Consider the following 19,723-nt stretch of genomic DNA (forward strand, 5'->3'; position numbering starts at 1 on the left):
AGCGCGGTCAAGCAAAGCTGACAATTTTCCACTCACAGTCACCAAATTTGGCACTGGGCAGTCCGCCTAAATGCGACTCAGTAGACGCTCTTTTACACCGCTAATACGGCAATCAAGACAGCCCCTCAGTCGCCGCGCGTGAACTCACTTTTCGAATAGCTTCTTCTATTAAGGGGGTGTACTCATCGAGCGACGCCATCAGTTTCTGGAAGGCTTGATTGCCTCCTGACTCCGGCCACTGAATACCGAGACCCACTGGTGTTGCAGTAATCGCACAGGCGTCCCGAGGGATTCTTTCCAGTAACTCGCGCAAATATTTCCATGCCCCTTGCGGAGCTGGCTGGCCATCAGCCCAATCCCAAACACCGGAAAAATTGAGTTCGTGCTCAATCCGTTGCTTATCCAAAACCCACCCCACACTCAGGCCTTTGCGGTTCTGCCAGCGGTGATAATAGACAGCCGCAGTCCCATCCCCCAAAGCCACAGGCAGCGCTTGGATTTGTACGGTAATGCCAGCCTGGGCCGCCCGGCTACGCAAATCTGCAAGACGGCTGTCACGGGCATTGGGCTTTAGCCACATCACCGGCCCCAGCACCAAAGCGATGGCAAATCCGACGATAATCACCGGCAACCAATCAGACATAACCACTCCTCATCAGTGGAAAAAAGTGACTATTGTGCGGTGTTCCGCGTGATCTATGTCAATCGGTTTTTTTTGCGGTAGACTCAAAATAGGTGTCACAAGGGTGTTTTTCACAGTCAATAAAAGGGATAGGAGCAGGTAAATTATGGCGAAATACCGACACATCCTCGTGGGCTTGGACCTGTCAAAAGAATCTTCCCAGGTGCTTGATAGGGCCGCTGACATGGCTGAAGCATTTGGTGCAGAGCTAAGCTTACTTCACGCCATTGAGCCCCTGACTTTTGCCTATGGCGGCGACATCCCAATGGACCTCTCCGAGGTACAGGACCAGCTACAGTCCCAGGCCAAGGAGCAATTGCAAAAAGCCGCCGATCGGCTAGATATCCCCGCAGATCGCCAGCACGTAATACTCGGCCAGCCATCTACTGAGATTCATCGCTTAGCCAAAGATATCGAAGCCGACTTAATCATTATTGGCAGCCACGGTCGTCACGGCTTAGCGCTATTACTCGGCTCCACCGCTAACGGCGTTCTCCATGGCGCCAAATGCGACGTTCTGGCGATTCGGGTACATATGGAAGACGAATAATCCTTCAAAATTGAGGGGAAGCCGCAATGATTGCAGCTTCCCCTTCAACTTAGTCGTCTCCCCCCTCCAGCTCTGACCAGCGTTCAAATGCCTCTTCGAGCTGGGCCTGTCTTTCCGTCAGGGTGTTCAGCTTAGCCTGCACCAACGCCTGCTCCTGCTGATAAAAACTGGGGTCGGCAACCTCTTGCTCAATAGCCCCTATCTCTTCTTCCAAAGACTCAATCAAGGCGGGCAGGCTATCCAGCTCTCTTTGAAGCTTATAGCTCAGTTTCTTTTTCTTCGCTGGAGCCGCCTCCTGGGACTGGGGCTTTTCCTTTGGTTTACTAGCAGCTGGCTTAACTTCTTTCAGCTCAGCAACAAAGCTGCCACCTTGGCGCACAAAATCCCCATAACCACCCACGTATTCACGGATGCGGCCATCCCCCTCAAATGCGAGGCATGAGCCCACCACATTATCCAGGAAAGCACGGTCATGGCTCACGAGTAGAACCGTTCCGCCAAAGTCCAGGAGTAACTGTTCAAGCAGCTCCAGGGTTTCTACATCCAGGTCATTGGTGGGCTCGTCGAGCACCAAAATATTGGCGGGCTGGCTAAACAATTTTGCCAGCAAGGCGCGATTTCGCTCTCCACCACTCAAGGCGCTGACTTTAGTACGGGCTTTAACACCACTAAAAAGAAAATCGGCCAAATAAGACATTACGTGGCGGCTTTTACCACTAATAGTCACTGAGTCGCGCCCTTCTGCGACATTATCGAGCACAGTCAAATCGGGATTCAGCTGATCCCGGCGCTGATCGAAATAGGCCACTTGCTGCTTGGTACCCAGGCGCACACTCCCCCCCTGGGACTTTAGCTCTCCCAGCAGCAATTTGATCAGGGTACTTTTGCCGACACCATTGGGGCCTATTAGGCCAACGCGGTCTCCGCGCATCAGCGTGAATGATAAATCCCTAATCAACGGTTGCTCATCGGGATACGCAAAAGTGACGCCCTTCAACTCAGCAACCAATTTGCCGGACATCTCACCGCTATCCAGGGCCATCTTGGCTATACCCTGCTGGGACCGGCGCGCTTCCCTTTGGCGGCGCAGTGCTTGAAGCGCTCTTACCCGTCCCTCATTACGGGTTCGGCGAGCCTTGATGCCCTGGCGAATCCAGGCCTCTTCCTGTGCTAACTTCTTGTCGAAAAGAGCTTCATTTTTTGCCTCTTCTTCAAGGAGCTTCTCTTTTTCTTCCTGGTAACGGTCGAACTTGCAGCGAAATGTCCGCAGGTGTCCACGATCCAAATCCCATACGCTGGTGGCCAAACGTTGTGCCAATGCACGATCATGGCTCACAAACAACAGAGCGCCACGATAGCTGGCGAGGAAGTTCTCAAGCCATTCGACTGCAGCAATATCCAGGTGGTTGGTTGGCTCATCCAGTATCAGCAGATCAGGCTCCACCACCAAAGCGCGAGCCAGAGCAGCACGGCGCTGCCAGCCACCGGAAAGATCGGCAACCTTTTCGTCTGCATCGAGCCCCAAACGATCTAATACACTGTCCACTTTCGGCAGTAGCTCCCAACCGTGAGCCGCTTCGATTTTGGCTTGTAGCTCTGCTGTGGGGGAGTCTCTGTATGCCGACAAAACAGCGCCAATTTCACCCAGTCCCATAGCCACATATCCGTAGACAGAGTCGGGGCAATCGGCAGGTAACTCCTGCTCCAACACCGCTTGAACCATACCGCTGGCACGAACAATCTCGCCGCTATCCGCGTCAACTTGCCCCGCTATCAAGCGCAACAGGCTGGATTTCCCCTCCCCATTACGCCCCACAAGGCATATACGATCTCCACGTTCAACTTTTGCGCTGACATTGTCTGCCAGTACCTGGGTCCCGTAACGAAGACTGACCCCATCCAATAGAAGCAACATAAATAGGCACTACAATTATCAAACCCGAACCTCAATCCCGCTGATGAAAGAAGCGAAGTCGGCTCTTTCGGGTTCTGTGAAAAATCAGCTATTTTACGCGTTTTTACCGTATAGTCAGTCATAGCTGGAAATACACGTCCAACTGAGGTAATTGAGATGTCAGCTGACGCAAAAGGAATCGCGCTTCTTTCTGCCCTAATCATCACCTGTCTCTGCACAGCCGTGCCCACTAATGCACAATCTGTTCAGGCAACCACTATCGCACCGGAAGTATCCGAAGATGATCGTGCGGCGCAGAGAGAAAAGCTGCGCCAGGCCCGGCAGGCGATAAAATACAAGGATCGACGGCAACTTCGAGCACTTAAAGCTGAGCTCAAAGATTATCCCCTCGCTGCTTATATTGACTATTGGGCGCTCAGTGAAAAACTGCACCAACTGCCCTTAAAAGAAGTTGATCAATTCCTGGAGAGCAACAGAGGCACGGCTATTGGCGACTGGATGATGGTCAGGTTGTTGCGCCAACTCGGTAGTCAAAAAAAGTTCTCGACTTACCTGCGCTATTATCAACCTTCGCAACACAGTCGCACCTCACTCCGCTGCTATTACGCCGATGCCCTATCGCGCCGAGGCGGCTATCAGGCAGAAACACAGCAGTTGATATCAGAACTCTGGCTTGTTGGGCGGTCCCAAGTCGAGGAGTGCGACCCCGTTTTTGCCCGCTGGATGAAAAACGGCGGCTTGACGCAGGAACTCGCTTGGAAGCGGCACCTGCTGGCAGTCGAAGAAGGCAATCTCGATTTGGCACGTTATATCGCCAAAAAAATGACGCCAGCACAAGCAGAGAAAGCCAAACTTTTACGCTCGGTCCATCGCAACCCACAGAAGCTTCTCACTGACACCAAGTTCGCCTACAACCCACTGGAATATCGCGATATCGTGTTGCACGGATTGCACCAATTGGCGAAAAAAGACGCGATCAAAGCTGAAACTGCGTGGCACCGCTATCAGGCCAGCTACTTGTTTTCCGATGCCCAACAAGAAGCCATGTTCAAGCACTTGGCGCGTCAATTTGCTCGCCAGGATAATATGCAGCGCTTGCAACAGCTGGTTGAACATCACACAGTGACCGATGGCCGTACCATCGAGTGGCTAGCCAGACAATCCCTACGTGAATTAAATTGGCAACAGGTCGCGTTCTGGATTGACCGCCTGCCAGAGGAGAAACAACAACTCGACCGGTGGATATATTGGAAAGCCCGCTCACTGGAAGAACTTTATGGCACAGGAAGTTCCGAAGCTTCCTCCCACCTTTACCGCAAAGCCGCCCGCAATCGCAGTTACTACGGTTTCCTTGCCGCTGATACCTTGGGGCAACAGTACAGCTTTGAGCACCGGCCGGCACCAATCACCCCCATTCAAGTGCAGGAGATGGCAAAGCGCCCCGAACTGCTGAGGGCCCGAGAATTACAAGCGATAGGCGAACTCTTCCATGCCCGAAGGGAATGGAGCTATGCCACAAGAGCTATGGACCACCAGGAATTACTTGCGGCTGGCAAAGTAGCTAGCGCCTGGGGTTGGTACCATAAATCAATCCAGTCAGTGCTTGCGGCTGACTACCTCGACGACTTGGAACTGCGATTCCCACTCGCTTTTTCCGATATTGTTCACGATGTGAGCAAACAGGTTGGTGCCCAGAGCTCGGCACTAGAGCCATATCTGATTTACGCTGTGGCACGACAAGAGAGCCACTTTAGCCACGATGCAAAATCCAGCTCCGGGGCCCTGGGACTTATGCAATTGCTCCCATCCACGGCAAAAGCTACTGCACGCAGAGCGGGGGTGCGCTATCGACGCAGCTGGGACCTTTTGAGCCCCAATACTAACATTGCGCTGGGCAGCTTTTACTTAAGTAGCTTACTTAACCGCTTTGACAATAACCGCTTTCTGGCAGCCGCCGCCTATAATGCCGGGCCAACCCGCGTAGCGGGATGGCTAAAAGAGACCCGAAAACAGCTGCCCTATGATGTGTGGATTGAAACCATTCCATTCCGGGAAACGCGTAATTATGTGCAAAATGTACTCGCCTATTCTGTAATTTACGCCTACCGAAGCGGCACCAAGCTGCAACTATTAAGGGAGAGTGAAGCTGCGAGCCGGCTGTAATTTAAAGCCGCTCCTTCAGCCAATCTTGCAATTGGACCTGGTCAAACGGCCAACCGCAAACATCGTCGGGGTCTCCAAGGCCAACCACCGGAATGCGGATAGAAAAGCGCTCCATTAACGCTTCATCCTCGGCGATATCCACCTCGCGAAGACGCAAGTTGAATTTTTCCAGGGCAGGCCAAATTTCAATTTTGGCTTTTTCGCACAAGCCGCAACCCAAAGTGGTGTAGAGTAAAAGCTCTTTTATATCACTCATCCAAAAACCCCCAAGCTGCTGCCCCAGAAATATCCCGCAACACTCAACGCAAGCCCCACTATTAAAAGCCACGTTTTACTTTTAGCCTTTGGCTTATCGACTTCCCCAGGCACCTCCTCAGGCAGACTGGGTTGCACTGCATAGGGGATTGTATCGGCGTCTCCAGAGACAGAGGAAGAGCTGGGCAATTCGAACTCCGGCAAAGCCGGGCGAACAGCTGTACGATTATTGTCATCAGCAGGACCGACCACCGAGAAACTCAAAGAGTCGAATCTCAGTTCATCTCCTCTGCGCACTCGACTTTCACTTACCTTCCTATTGTTGACAAATGTTCCATTTGCTGAACCTAAATCAATAACAAACAGTAAGCCCTCCCTTACCTCGAGACGGGCGTGCCTGCGCGAAAGGTGAGAAAGCGAAAAGGTAATATCACACTCATCGGAGCGCCCTATTACTGCGCTCTCCTTCACAGGAAATACTTTTCCCGCAATTGCCCGGTGATTGGCACGCAGCGCCCAAGCAACACCTTTATTCGTAACCGACTTGGAAGTATCAGACTTAAGCTTAGTCACCTTGGGGTCGACAACCTGAAGTAAACGGCTACCCACTTTGACCTGATCATTTATTTTTAATCGACAAGGAGTACCAGTTGGCTGGCCGTTAAGTAGTATTCGGGCAGCGCCCGATAAATTGTGAAGGGTCAGAACATCCCCATCCACTGTAATTTTCAAGTGCGACTTCGCTACTGAATCATCCGCTATACACAAGTCACTACTCTGTGCCCGCCCCACAGTTACTCCGGGTGATACCAGCCAAACACTTTGGCTGAGATCATTGATATCGCAAAGTTTGAGCATTGAAATCGCTCCTAAAGCCACAATGGCCGCGTAAAAATTGGCCGATTATTGAAGACAGTGAGCTTAACTAATGTTAAAAAGCAGCCGAAACACTCACTTTTATTGGTAAAGTTGAGTTTATCATGGGCAATATCATTAGCGTGTGATTCGGTTTGCAGCTTAAAATGGCCCAAAGGTCTAGTATTTAACAGATTCAGCGATGACCTATTAAGCATTTGACAAATAGAACATGTCAAAAGTACAACAGGGAAGAGGCGCGTGATTACCGGAGGGTTATCACCGTTAGAAAGATCAAAATAAATTACAGGTAGTTGCACGCCAGTGAGTGAAGCCAAAGTACGCGAAGTATCACGGCACAGCGGGTCAGTTCAACATAGCAAAAATGCTACACGCAGTGCTGGCGCCACCCATACCGGCTATAAGCGTGAACAGAACGAAGACGCCTATTGGGCCGCAGAAGACAAAGGCATCTGGGTTGTAGCTGATGGCCTGGGCGGTCACCACGCAGGTGAACTCGCCAGCAAGACCGTTGTTGAGGAAATCCAAAAGTCAGCCGAAACTGACAGGCACTACGAGCGTGCCCTGCAAAAAGCACACGCTCTTTTGCTGGGCGACGAGCAAACCACAGCCAATATGGGTTCCACAGCGGTCGTTGTTGCCGAAGAAGGAGACTACTTCCATATTTACTGGGTAGGTGACAGCCGTGCTTATCTATGGGTCCCAGGGGAGTCAAACGGAAAGCTCACCCAACTTACCAGTGACCACTCCTACGTGCAGATGCTTATGGACTCAGGAGCCATCAACTCTGAAGAAGCCGCTATACATCCAAACCGACATGTAATCACCCGATGCATAGGCGGCAGTACCAATCCCAAGCTAGAAGTTGACAGGGTTTCCTATCGGTGGGCTGCGGGACAGAGGCTACTTATCTGTAGTGACGGACTTAGTTCTGAAGTACCAGCAGAATTAATCGCCCAAGTACTTGCAGAAAACAGTGATATCCATAGAGCTACTGAACTCCTGATCGCAGCAGCTCTTGATGCAGGCGGAAAAGACAACGTCACTGTTCAGGTTATAAATGCTCCAGCCACAGCGCGGCCCTTTTCTCCCACCAATCCAATCAGCGGGTCCAACCCCACCAACTCTACATACAAAAAGTACAGCCCTCTTGCCCTCCTCTTAGCAGTCGCTTTAATTGCCGCAGCTGCCTACGGACTTTCATTTTTGCTTTGAGATAAGGAAAGCATTTAATGGAAGTCGTCAATAGCAGTACTTCGTCACTGCAAATACCAGGCTATCGCATCCTGAAGAAGATCAATCAAGGCGGGATGTCCTCTGTCTATCTGGCAGTGCAGCGCAGTGTTGGCCGTCAGGTAGCCCTGAAAGTTATGTCGCCGGTATTAAATGCAGACCCAATCTTCAGTGAGCGATTTCAGCGAGAAGCTAATATCGTCGGACAGTTGTCGCACCCCAATATTGTTGGCATCCATGATATTGGACGCTATCGCAGCCTCAACTATATCGCGATGGATTATATGCCCGGCGGCTCAGTTGCCGAGCAGCTGGGCAAAGGTGGACTTGAGCCATTGGAGGCGCTCAACGTAGTGCGCCAGATTGCCATGGCCCTGGATCACTCCCACAGCAAAGGTTATGTGCATCGAGACCTAAAACCAGAAAACATTTTGTTTCGTGAAGATGGGTCGGCCGTACTCAGTGACTTTGGTGTAGCTAGAGCTATCGCAAGAACCACTCGTATGACAAACAGCGGGATGGTTGTAGGGACCCCTCACTACATGAGCCCTGAGCAAGCGCGTGGAGCAGCAGTGGATGGTCGCGCAGACCTTTACAGTCTAGGAGTTGTTTTCTATGAAATGCTTACCGGAGCCGTGCCCTATCAAGCAGATGAAGCCGTCGCTATAGCGATTAAACATCTCACAGACCCGGTGCCAAGACTGCCAGCCCGACATGCACTCTATCAGCCTCTACTCGATCGTTTTCTGGCCAAAGATCCGGACAAGCGCTTTCAGCGCGGACTCGATATTGCCGATGCAGCAGACGATTTAGTCGCGGCACTCGCAGGCAAGCCTGCCAATCAAATCAGTCAGCTAAACAATTCAACCTTAAAAACTTCGAGCCTGGCAAAAGCGCTGATACTGACAATCTATGGCAGTGTGACAGATCGGCTCAATAAAATTACTACCAGCTGGCAGGGAACAGCAACACCAGAGCAACCAGCGCGCAAAGAACAAGACACCGTTGTGCGCCTACGGCAGTTCCTGGCCGAACCGACGAAGCACAGACGCTCCTGGCTAGTGAGTAGTCTGGTGGCCCTTTCCCTCACCACAACTTGGAGCTTGTACAGTATAATTGACCACAAGGCAGGCTGGCGACTTGGTGTACCGGTGCTGGATAGTGCTAGCGATTTTACTGCAGTCTCACTTCTGGGAAGCAAAGAAGAAGATAGCTCTGCAATTCCTGATACAGGTGTTGAACCTGCACTGATAACTTCAGAAGTAAATCACTCTGGCTCACAGGAACAAACCGCACAGGTAAGCCCCCCTCTCGTACAGGCTGCCCAAGCCAGGGAAATTCCTTCTAATAACCAGGCACCTGCTCCAATAGAAAATGATGCCTCCATTGAAAAGCTCCCTTCCCAGCCTAATGAACCAGAAGTAAAGAGCGAGCCTCCGCTGTACAGTCTGACAATAAACACTGAGCCCTCTGATGCTCGTGTACGGATTATGAATATAGCCCCGCGCTACCTACCAGGCCTAGAATTGGGCCCCGGGAGATATGATGTAGAGGTGAGTAAGCCAGGCTTCAGCAAGGTTCGTCAATGGATCGTGCTTGAAGATAAAGACCTGGAAGTGACTTTCAAGCTGGAGCGAGCCTACTTTATTGGCAAGAGATTCCAGTCCAAGTTGTCCTCAGGTGGACTGGGTCCGAAAATGGTCGCTATCGAAGCCGGTAGTTTTACTATGGGCAACAACCAGCGGCGCTTAGCCAGCCCCGCGCACAGGGTACACGTGAAGCAGGACTTTGCCATATCCATCTTTGAAGTCACTTTTACAGAATACGATCGTTTTGCAGAGGCCACTGGCAGTGCCAAGCCAAGCGATGCCGGCTGGGGACGCGGCGATAGACCAGTTATTAATGTAACCTGGCAGGATGCACAGAGGTACGTAGGTTGGCTATCAAAAGAAACGGGCAAGCATTACCGATTGGCCAGCGAAGCCGAATGGGAGTACGCCGCCAAAGGTGGCAATTCACATCAATACTGGTGGGCTTCCAGCGATGCCCGGGGCAAAGCCAATTGTCGCAGAGGTTGCTTTAGCGAATTCACAAAGCTGTTCAGCACCAGTACAGCTCCAGTAGGGCACTATCAGGCGAATCCGTTTGGCCTTTTTGACACAGCAGGGAACGTGGCTGAGTGGGTGGAAGACTGCTACCAAGCTGGATACACCCCTACAAAAACCACATCGACACCAGTAAAAATTAGCGGCTGCCAGCTTCACACTGTAAGAGGTGGATCGATGCGAGACAGTTCTAACAAGATATCTTCTGACTATAGAAAAGGCCTAAATGAAACAGCCCGTGCCAAGGATGTTGGGATACGTGTTGTGATGGAACTTGATCAATAAAACCTAACAATACAAGAAGGAACTTCAGTGCAAAGATTACTACTCGCTACTTCTTTAATCTTACTTACCGGCTGCAACGGTATAGAGATACAGACAAACGCAGGTACATATGTGTCTGACAAGGTTAAATCCACACTGATTGAAGAGTATTCTTTAGCTGAGATTCATCGAAGCAATGGGACATTACTCGGCACCGTATCAGCCAATAGCTGCCAAGCCTTACCCTCCGATGAAAAACCCGAGCCGGCAAGCATCAAAAAGTCACTAAAAATCAAAACCCATAATCTCGGCGGAAACGCCATAGTTTTTGAGAGTTGCACTACACAAAATTCTGCTGGCTGCCTAAAATTTATCGAATGCAACGGCCTCGCTTATATCGTTCCACAGCACAATGAACAAGAGATCGATAACCCACCATACACTCCCAGTCACGCATTTTGATTTTGCGCCGGTAAGCCGACTGCTTTTAGTAGCCCTTAGAGAGCTCCCATAATATCTGCAGACCTGAAGATCTGCAGATATTACTTGCTGTGAATACGCTTACACTAAAATATTTCAGCAATGTGGAGCCCCATTATTCAAGCGAGTTTATTTTACCCGCAGCTCCCAAACATTGTGAATTTTCGGATTGCGCTGAAAATCCTTATCCAGAAGGTTCAGCTTCTCTACCGAGTATTCACAGGAAACGTCCTCATCCATCTTAAAGCTGCGCAAGTTGTTGGAAAACACCAAGCGACCTTGAGGCGACAACAGGGACATACACTGACGAATCAATTTCCCGTGGTCCCTCTGAATATCTAGTACCCCGTTCATCTTGGCGGAATTGGAGAAACTCGGGGGGTCCATGAATATTAAATCGTAATGGCCTTTCCTGTTCTGTTGAGCAGATTCAAGCCACTGCAAACAATCGGCCTCTACCAACTGATGATGATAAGGATCCATGTTATTAGCACGGAAATTTTGTCCCGCCCAGTTTTGATAGGTTCGCGACATATCGACACTAGTGCTCTGCTTGCAACCACCCAGAGCCGCTTGGACTGTCGCACTGGCGGTATAGCAGAAAAGGTTTAGGAATGTTTTACCGGCAGAAATCTCTCGTAGATATTTGCGCACCGGGCGATGATCGAGGAAAAGCCCTGTATCCAGGTAGCTCCACAGATCTACCGCCAACTCAGCACCATACTCCCCAACCCAGAGTTCCTTTCTGGATTCGGTCTGCTTCTGATACTGACTTCCACCCTTACCTCCGCCCTTGTGGCTGTGGCGACGGCGTTCTTTAATACTGATATTCGCGCGAGGCAATTCGAGCACGGACTGAAGGGCCCTTAACAAATCGCGCAAGCGCCCCCGAGCCTTCTCTTCCTCGATAGTGGCCGGCGGACGATACTCCTGCAAATGCGCGTACACGGCGCCATCCAGGGTTTTATAGATATCGATAGCCGCAGCATACTCAGGCAAGTCCGCATCGTAGAGGCGATAACAATCCACGCCACCCCTCGCGGCCCATTTACCCGTAGTGCGCAGATTTTTGCGTAAGCGGTTCGCTACCATCTCCGCCTGGGGTGAAAGCTTCGGCCCAGTAGCTTCACTCGCCGCCGCTCCGCTTTGCGCACGAACCTCAAACATCAGCAACTGACTGGGAATACTGCCATTGTATAACTGGTACTGCTTATGAGAGCGTAAACCGGTGGCATAACCCAGTTCCGGATTGCCGGTAAACACACCGACCAACCAGCCCGGGAACTCCGCTTTTAACTGCCGCCCCAGTTCAAAATAGGTCTCCCGCAAAGCCTCCTGCTCACCCAAGCGCTCACCGTAGGGTGGGTTTGTCAAAACCAATCCCGCTTTGACTTCTCTATGACTCGGTACCCTAAACCCTGCTACTGGGCGGCAACTCACTCGCACCTGGCGCTCCAGACCGGCCCGGGCAATATTAGCTTCAGCCGCAAACAAGACTTTCGCATCGGCATCGTAACCGCGAATCTCTGGCAGTTCGCGAGCCAGGCCAACGCCTTGACGCTGTAATGCCTCCTCGCGAAGCTCATTCCAGATATCGCTTTGGTGGTTCAGCCAACGCTCAAAACCAAAGCTATCCCGCATTAATCCCGGTGCTATATCAGCAGCGATCATCGCCGCCTCCACCAGAATAGTGCCCGAGCCACACATCGGGTCGAGCAATGCTCCACCCTGCTCGGCAATCTTTGGCCAGCCGGCTCGCAGCAACAGTGCTGCCGCAAGGTTCTCTTTCAGTGGGGCTGCACCGATATGGGTTCGGTAGCCACGGCGATGCAAGCTGTCACCGCTTAGATCGATGGCGATATCCAACTTATCCCGATGCAAGCGCAGGGCAACCGTCAAATCTGGATGATGTTTATCAATACTTGGACGGGCTCCCGACTGGCGGCGAAGGCGGTCGACAATAGCATCTTTTGCTTTTTGAGCACCGAACTGACTATTGCGGATCTCTCGATTGGTCCCAGAGAATTGCATCCACAGTTTGCCCGAGGGGCGAATGTGGAGTTCCCAGGGTTGCTCGGCAACTGCTTGGTAAAGGTCTTCAGCGGTGGCTACATGCACCTGCGCCAAACGCAGCATAATGCGGTTTGCCAAGCGACTCCACAGACAGCAGCGGTAAGCCAGCTTCAGGGAGCCGGAAAAATACACTGCCGCCGGCTGCTCCCTTACAGACCCTGCACCCAGGTCGCGTAATTCATTAGCGAGCAGTCCCTCTATTCCCTTGGGACACGTAGCCGTAAACTCAAATTCTTCGGTTTGTAAATCTGTCAAAATACTTACTCATTAAGCTCCTCCTCTGGAGGAAGTTTTGTGCGCCAATAAAGACCGCCCACTTAAAGCTGCCGGCAACGTCTGCGCCGCCAGTACGCACAAATAAAACTTGGAGGCAAAACCTTTACCGCCCCCAACTAGGGAAATTGAGCATTATCGCCTTGCCCAAAAGAGGACGATTATCCCATTTTGTGGCAGAAGAGAATACGCCCTGCCGTTAATTACTACCTGCCCCATAAGTCATACTGTCAACTAGAGATGTTTTCCGATTCCCACGCAGCCACTTTACTCTTACTAATAAGGTGGATTGGGTCGGTCCGTTCAAAGACTTATTTCCTTCACTAAAATTCATTGAGAGACACCCCCAAATAGAGCCGTTTGCGAACCTGCCGACAAACTGTCCACAGACCGACAAAGTAGAGGTGCCGTATACGATGAAACGCCAAAAACGAAATCACGCCGACAGGGCATTTTACAAGGGCTATTTGGCAGCCCTGAACAACAAGTCTATGGATAGCTGCCCATTTGTCGAAGAGGATCCTCATCAGGAGTGGATCAATGGTTGGCGTGAGGGGCGGGAAGATTACTGGAATGGCTTCGACAGAGTGACCAAGGCGCAAAAACTGGAGATTTATGGCGCCGTTTCTACCGACATCCAATACCCTGACGGGTGGAGTACCATTTAGCGATGGCAAGGGGGCTTATCGTCAAAAGCCCCCCTTTTCCTAGCAGTCAGCAACTGATACAGCTTACCCTTGCTCTGTTCGACGACGCTCCAAAGCAATTGCCTCTGCCGCCTCACGAATCAATTCAGGCCCCCGATAGATAAAACCGGTATACATCTGTACGGCAGTCGCCCCAGCACGAATCTTTTCGGCCGCACTGTCACCATCAAAAATACCGCCAACCCCAATAATCGGGATCTGCTTGCTCAACTCTTTCGATAACAGCTCGATGACCTTGGTGGATTGAGCTCTCAGGGGTTTTCCGCTCAAACCGCCCTCTTCGCTACCATGGGGCAGCTTGGCGACTGAAGACTTATCGATCGTCGTATTGGTAGCGATCACGCCGTCGATATCGTACTCACACAGCGCCTCAGCTATCTGGGCCACCGCATCGCCTTCCATATCCGGGGCAATCTTGACAGCGACAGGGACGTAGCGATCACTCTTTTGAGCCAGCTCCATCTGCTTGTCCTTGATGCTGCCCAGCAAGCGATTGAGACTGTCTCCAAACTGGAGGTCACGTAGCCCTTTGGTATTCGGAGAGGAAACATTGGCAGTGATGTAGTCGGCGTAGCGGTACACCTTCTCCATACACAGGCAGTAGTCATCGGCAGCCTTTTCCACTGGAGTATCAAAGTTCTTACCTACATTTATCCCCAAGACACCGCTATAACGGCGTTTTTTCACTCTTTCAATCAGGTAGTCAACACCGAGATTGTTAAAACCCATACGGTTAATAATCGCATCGGCCTCTTCCACCCTAAACAGCCTTGGCAGCGGATTGCCAGGTTGGGGACGCGGTGTCACGGTGCCCACTTCAACAAACCCAAAACCCAGGGCTCCGAAACCATTGAAGGCCTGCGCATTCTTATCCAGACCAGCTGCCAAACCAACCGGGTTGGGTAGAGTGAGCCCCATCAACTCGACCGGATCATCCGGGATCGACTTTTTGTAAAGGGACATCAAACCGAGGCGCTCTGCAGCGCCAATGGCATCAATCGACAAATGGTGGGCCCGCTCAGGGTCAAGCGCAAACAAGGCTTTACGCAGTGTTGAATACATACCTTTCCTTACGTGGGGAGGCGAACCCTTCAGAAAAACGAAGGGCTCTATCTTGTGATGACGACACTACAGGGGCCTTTGAGCGGCCCCTGGGCTCTATTCCGCTACTGTTCTGCCAGGGTTTCCCGGTCCGCAGTGGCGTGGGCGAGATACATTAGCTCGCGCAAGGCCACAGTGAACATGGCGAAGTCGCCGACAGAAGTAGACTTCAACTCGGCAATCATATTGTGCCAGCGTTGAATTGCGGGCGCCATGATAGCGCTCCAGCGGGACATTGCACCCTCTACATCAAGATTTTCAGCCTTGCCCAAGCGGAGAATGTTCACCGCCAGTGTCGACAACTGGCTGTCCAGGTCATCCATACTGGTCTCCCGGGCCTGTGCCTGCCAGAAGCTGTCTACCGGCAAGTCGACGATCAGATTGCCAAACCAGTGCAGGTTCAGCTCATCGGACAGCCTGAAGTAGACCGTAGCAACTTCCTCTACGGCCGTATCGCTGGCTCGCGCCGACTCGGAAATACCCAGTGCCGAGTAGAGGTAGGTGGGCGACGCCGACAGCAACGCTAGGGCCTCTGGCACCCCTGCTTCCAGGAGTTTCTGGTAGCGCTGCTCCCATTCGTTAAGGGGCTCGCCACTCAAGATCTGGGGCAACGCTGTAATAACCCGCTGTACCGGCTCCTGGAATAGCTCGCAGTTGGTAGCTGGCTCCAACTCATTGCGACGATTGCGCAGGAACCACCGGGTTGCCCGACGCACACGCCCTATCATCGAGTTCAGCAGTTCTGTTTGCAGCTCCGCTGGCACCTTGTAGTCCAGCGCTGCCAGCTGCTTCTGGAAGTCGTGCATCTCGTACACATCGCGAGCGCTGACGTAAGCAGCAGTTACATCATTCACATCGGCGCCAGTAGCTGTACTGATACGGTTGTAGAAGGTGATACCCATACTGTTAACCATCTCATTGGCAACCTGGGTAGCCACGATCTGGCGCAACAGCGGATGGTCATAGACTTGGTCGCGATAACGCTCGACCAATTTTTCCGGGAATGCAGACTCAACCGCAAAACGCACCCGCTCATTGTCGGTGATTTGTGCATTTTGCAGCTCTTCTTTCAACTTGACCTTAACGTATGAAATTAGAACCGATAATTCGGGGCGGGTCAGGGACTGCCCTTTGTGCTCGCGCTCAGAAATCTGCTCGTTGTCAGGAATAAACTCCAGCGCGCGGTTCAATCGGCCGTCGTCTTCCAAAGTGTTGATAGTTCTGCGGTACTCGTCCAGGCGCTTGGCAACCTGATATTCCGCCACACTGAGGGCAAAAGTCTGCTCATAGTTATTGTGCAGCACCAATTCACCGACAGCATCGGTCATCCCATCCAACAGCTCATTGCGCTGCTTTTCAGTCAAATCACCCTGGGCAACAACTTTATCCAGAAGGATCTTGATATTTACCTCGTGGTCAGAACAATCCACACCGGCCGCATTATCGATAAAGTCGGTGTTACAACGCCCGCCATTGAGAGCAAACTCAATACGTCCACGCTGGGTCATACCCAGGTTGCCGCCCTCGCCAAAGACTTTGGCACGCAACTCCCGACCATCAACGCGCAAGTGATCATTGGACTTGTCACCAACTTCGGAGTCCGTCTCGGTAGTAGCCTTAACATAAGTGCCAATACCGCCATTCCAGACCAGATCCACCGGCGCTCTGAGCAAGGCACTAATCAGCTCGTTGGGGTTCAGTTGATCCTGTTTGATATCAAACGCTTCTTTCATTTCGGGCGTAATAGCAATGGCCTTGGCGCGACGCTCGAAGATACCACCACCTTTGGAAATTAATTTGCGCTCGTAATCTCTCCAGCTCGACCGGGGCAACGCGAACAAACGCTGGCGCTCTTTAAAGCTGGATTCTGCATCTGGATTGGGGTCCACAAAAATATGCAGGTGGTTAAAGGCTGCTTTCAGGCAGATATGCTCAGACAGCAACATGCCGTTACCAAAAACATCTCCACCCATATCGCCAATGCCGACAACAGAGAAGTTTTCTTTCTGGACATCCACCCCCATCTCACGGAAGTGGCGCTGCACCGATACCCAGGCTCCACGGGCTGTAATACCCATTTTCTTATGGTCATATCCCTGACTGCCACCGGAGGCGAAAGCGTCGCCCATCCAGAAGCCATACTCCCCCGCAATGCCGTTGGCAATATCTGAGAAAGTCGCCGTCCCTTTATCCGCAGCCACTACCAGGTAGGGGTCATCCTCATCCCGGCGGACAACATATTTGGGCGGTACAACTTCGCCATCTTTTAGATTGTCAGTGATATCCAAAAGGCCGCGAATAAAGGTTTTGTAACAGGAGATTCCCTCTTCCATCATGGCTTCGCGGCTGCCATCGGTAGGCGGACGTCGAACGACAAATCCACCTTTTGCACCACTGGGGACAATAACTGCATTTTTCACCGCTTGGGCTTTTACCAGGCCCAGAACTTCTGTGCGGAAATCTTCCAGTCGGTCAGACCAACGCAGGCCCCCGCGAGCGACTTTACTGCCGCGCAAGTGCACACCTTCCACGCGAGGGGAATAAACAAAAATCTCAAACTCCGGGCGGGGTTCGGGAATGCCGGGAATATCCCGGGGACTGAATTTGATCGAAATATAATCCTTGGGCTGCCCTTCATCATCCACCTGGAAGAAGTTAGTGCGCAGGGTCGCCAGGATTAATTCCAAATAGCGGCGCAGAACCAAATCTTCATTCAGGTTATCAACCGTATCCAAACCGTCGTGAATTTTAGCGATCAAGCGCTCGACACGGGGCTGCTCCTGCTTACCCGTGCTTAAACGGGGATCGAACATCGCCCTAAACAAGGCTACCAGGTTGCGGGTGATATCCACGTGGCTGGCCAGGGTAGCGGCAATATAGCTCTGGCTGGCACCGGACTTGGTTTGCTTCAGGTAACGGGCGTAGGCACGAAGCATGGATACTTCGCGCCAGTTAAGGCGGGCGGCCAGCACTAGGCGATTGAAGGCATCGCTTTCCGCCGTGTGATTCCAGATCGCAGCGAACGCATCCTGGAACAGGCCACGGGATGCTTGCGCATCAATTTTGGTGGGCAGACCAAATTCCAGATGGAATTCGTGCATCCACACATCGGTATAGCCACGGGGGCGAATCGTATAGGGGAATTCACCAATAACCCGCAAGCCCAGATTTTCCAGCACGGGAATCACGTCGGAGAGCGTCAGGCCGCTGCCCCAGTTGAATACCTTGAACCGCAGACTGCCCTGAGCGGCCCCCACCGGCTGGTAGAAACTCATTGCCACCCGGTTATCTTCACTGAGGCTCTGAACGGCTGCTACATCCTGCACCGCAATACGAGGCTCAAAGTCTTCACGGTACCCCGCCGGGAAGGCGCGACCAAAAGTGCGATAGAGACGACTGCCCTCTTCTTCCCCGCTATTTTCAATTAGTGATCTTTGGAAAACATCTTCCCAGGAGCGGGTAATATCCACAATTTGCGCCTCCAGCAGCGCGACATCAAAATCAACAGGCTCATCGGGGGACACGCGGAAAACAAAATGAACCCGCGCGAGAATGGATTCGGAGAAGAAAGTGGTGAAGTCCGAGTCCTTCGCATTAATCGCTTTGGCAATATGCGCGCAAATCACCTCGCGCACATCACTGTTAAACAACTCACGGGGAACGTATACCGTGGCAGTAACGAATTTACCAAAGGGGTCGCGACGCATAAACAGACGAAGGTGAGCCCGCTCATTTAGCTGCAGTACACCCATTACCACGTCAAACAGCTCTTTGGTGCTGCCTTGGAAAAGTTCATCCCTTGGGAAGGTATCGAGAATCCGGCGCAGGGCTTTGCCATCGTGCCCCTGCCCGGAGAGACCGCTAGACTCGATGATCGAGGCCATCTTTCGGCGAATAATCGGAATTTTCGCCGGGCTCTCAGTGTAAACCGGCGAGGTATAAAGACCCATAAACGCCGCTTCACCAATCACCTCACCATCGGTGTTGTAGCGCTTAATCATCACGTAGTCCGAATAGGCCGTGCGGTGCACCCGAGACTTAACGGAGGACTTGGCAAATGTCAGGTAATTGGGCCCTTGGTAGAAACGCTGCTTGCCCTCACTAAAAGAGGTTTCCAGCATAGGCGCAGCCTCTTCCAGCTTTTTGAAAATACCGAGCCTGCGATCTTCAACTTCATTGAGGATTTTTTTATCCCCGACAACACTGAACTCGTACTCACGATATCCCAGGAAGGTGAAGTTACCGTCGCGCATCCACTGTAAAAATGCACTGGCTTCCAATAGGTTGGTATCTTCATCTGGAAGTCCCGCCTGTAACTGCCCCTCCATTGCGCTGCAGGTTTCCAGCATTGGGACATAGTCGTCCACCACCAGTTCCACATCGCCGAGCACGTCTTTTAAGCCAGTCATCAAACCTGAAGCGAATTCAGATGAAGTGTCGTGATTAATCTCGACATAAATCATCGCTTCGTTCGTAATGCGCTTCCCTTTTGCCTGCGGCTTTTCGCCCAGCAACTCTTCCTCTGTCGGCAACAGGCGAGTCAGTTTCCCCTTGGCATCACGCTCGACTCGAACTACCGTACTCTTTATCGAGTGAGTCACTGTATTTCGACGATTGATCTCCATGCGAATGGAGTCCACCAGAAATGGCATATCCCGCTGCAGCACACCAATGACTGTATGCGAGCACTCCCAACCATCATCTTCGAGGCGGGGGTTAAAGACCTTCACCTTGGGTAGGCCGCCCGGGCGCTGTTGAATAAAGTTCCACCAGGTGTATATGCAGCCATAGACGTCGACAAGACGACGGCCGGCCAGATCCTCTAATGGGTACTGATTGAGGAACTGCTGGGCAAAAGCCACAACGGGTTCGGCTTCGCTGGTCAGCTTGTCACGAATCAGCTCGCAAATCTGCGCAACTAATTCTTCACGGCTGTCGGTAATAACCGTCGCCATATTCACGGGGAACCTCCCAATCTCATTTTTGTCACATCGAATCCAAACACTGTAGATCCGAAAAGGTCATCATCTCAGCCCATACGCAGCT

At 51.9% G+C, this 19,723-nt stretch carries 13 protein-coding genes; 6 read left to right on the forward strand and 7 right to left on the reverse strand.

From position 1 onward, the window contains the following. Positions 1-112: 112 nt before the first annotated feature. Entirely contained in the window at positions 113-643 is a 531-nt protein-coding gene (locus tag ACJJIW_RS19860) for a hypothetical protein (protein WP_444936162.1), read from the reverse strand. Positions 644-788: 145 nt separating this feature from the next. Between ACJJIW_RS19860 and ACJJIW_RS19865 the strand changes: the two genes are divergently transcribed. After that, entirely contained in the window at positions 789-1,232 is a 444-nt protein-coding gene (locus ACJJIW_RS19865) for a universal stress protein (protein WP_282932316.1), read from the forward strand. Positions 1,233-1,281: 49 nt separating this feature from the next. On the opposite strand, the gene ACJJIW_RS19870 is transcribed toward ACJJIW_RS19865, so the two are convergent. Further along, positions 1,282-3,147 (reverse strand): ATP-binding cassette domain-containing protein, encoded by a 1,866-nt coding sequence (locus ACJJIW_RS19870; RefSeq protein ID WP_444936163.1) that lies wholly within the window; start codon positions 3,145-3,147, stop codon positions 1,282-1,284. A 156-nt stretch (positions 3,148-3,303) separates the two neighbouring features. On the opposite strand from ACJJIW_RS19870, the gene ACJJIW_RS19875 reads away from it, so the two are divergent. Next, the gene (locus ACJJIW_RS19875; RefSeq protein WP_444936164.1) at positions 3,304-5,310 is read left to right on the forward strand and encodes a transglycosylase SLT domain-containing protein; all 2,007 of its coding nucleotides are present in this window, start codon (positions 3,304-3,306) and stop codon (positions 5,308-5,310) included. Position 5,311: 1 nt separating this feature from the next. Here ACJJIW_RS19875 and ACJJIW_RS19880 read toward each other — a convergent pair whose 3' ends face one another. Further along, positions 5,312-5,566: a glutaredoxin family protein gene (locus ACJJIW_RS19880; RefSeq protein WP_413662439.1), complete on the reverse strand. Its 255-nt coding sequence runs from the start codon at positions 5,564-5,566 to the stop codon at positions 5,312-5,314. Next, positions 5,563-6,423 (reverse strand): FHA domain-containing protein, encoded by an 861-nt coding sequence (locus tag ACJJIW_RS19885; protein WP_282932312.1) that lies wholly within the window; start codon positions 6,421-6,423, stop codon positions 5,563-5,565. The genes ACJJIW_RS19880 and ACJJIW_RS19885 overlap by 4 nt, the downstream gene beginning before the upstream one ends. Positions 6,424-6,744: 321 nt before the next feature. On the opposite strand from ACJJIW_RS19885, the gene ACJJIW_RS19890 reads away from it, so the two are divergent. Genes ACJJIW_RS19890 through rcsF form a run of 3 tightly spaced genes read left to right on the forward strand, consistent with a single transcriptional unit; the run spans position 6,745 to position 10,505 of the window. Next, positions 6,745-7,656, forward strand: a complete 912-nt coding sequence (locus tag ACJJIW_RS19890) for a PP2C family protein-serine/threonine phosphatase (protein ID WP_444936165.1) — start codon at positions 6,745-6,747, stop codon at positions 7,654-7,656. Between the two features lie 17 nt (positions 7,657-7,673). Then, entirely contained in the window at positions 7,674-10,064 is a 2,391-nt protein-coding gene (locus tag ACJJIW_RS19895) for a bifunctional serine/threonine-protein kinase/formylglycine-generating enzyme family protein (protein WP_444936166.1), read from the forward strand. A 27-nt stretch (positions 10,065-10,091) separates the two neighbouring features. After that, positions 10,092-10,505, forward strand: a complete 414-nt coding sequence (gene rcsF, locus ACJJIW_RS19900) for an Rcs stress response system protein RcsF (RefSeq protein ID WP_282932308.1) — start codon at positions 10,092-10,094, stop codon at positions 10,503-10,505. A 147-nt stretch (positions 10,506-10,652) separates the two neighbouring features. On the opposite strand, the gene rlmKL is transcribed toward rcsF, so the two are convergent. Next, positions 10,653-12,851 (reverse strand): bifunctional 23S rRNA (guanine(2069)-N(7))-methyltransferase RlmK/23S rRNA (guanine(2445)-N(2))-methyltransferase RlmL, encoded by a 2,199-nt coding sequence (rlmKL, locus tag ACJJIW_RS19905; protein ID WP_282932307.1) that lies wholly within the window; start codon positions 12,849-12,851, stop codon positions 10,653-10,655. A 434-nt stretch (positions 12,852-13,285) separates the two neighbouring features. Between rlmKL and rmf the strand changes: the two genes are divergently transcribed. Continuing rightward, on the forward strand, positions 13,286-13,537 hold the full coding sequence (rmf, locus tag ACJJIW_RS19910; protein ID WP_108733677.1) for a ribosome modulation factor: 252 nt from the start codon (positions 13,286-13,288) through the stop codon (positions 13,535-13,537). A 63-nt stretch (positions 13,538-13,600) separates the two neighbouring features. On the opposite strand, the gene ACJJIW_RS19915 is transcribed toward rmf, so the two are convergent. After that, positions 13,601-14,638 (reverse strand): quinone-dependent dihydroorotate dehydrogenase, encoded by a 1,038-nt coding sequence (locus tag ACJJIW_RS19915; RefSeq protein ID WP_444936167.1) that lies wholly within the window; start codon positions 14,636-14,638, stop codon positions 13,601-13,603. Between the two features lie 104 nt (positions 14,639-14,742). After that, entirely contained in the window at positions 14,743-19,632 is a 4,890-nt protein-coding gene (locus ACJJIW_RS19920; RefSeq protein WP_444937375.1) for an NAD-glutamate dehydrogenase, read from the reverse strand. Positions 19,633-19,723: the final 91 nt, after the last annotated feature.

The organism is Microbulbifer maximicatervae (SeqCode) (assembly GCF_052467815.1).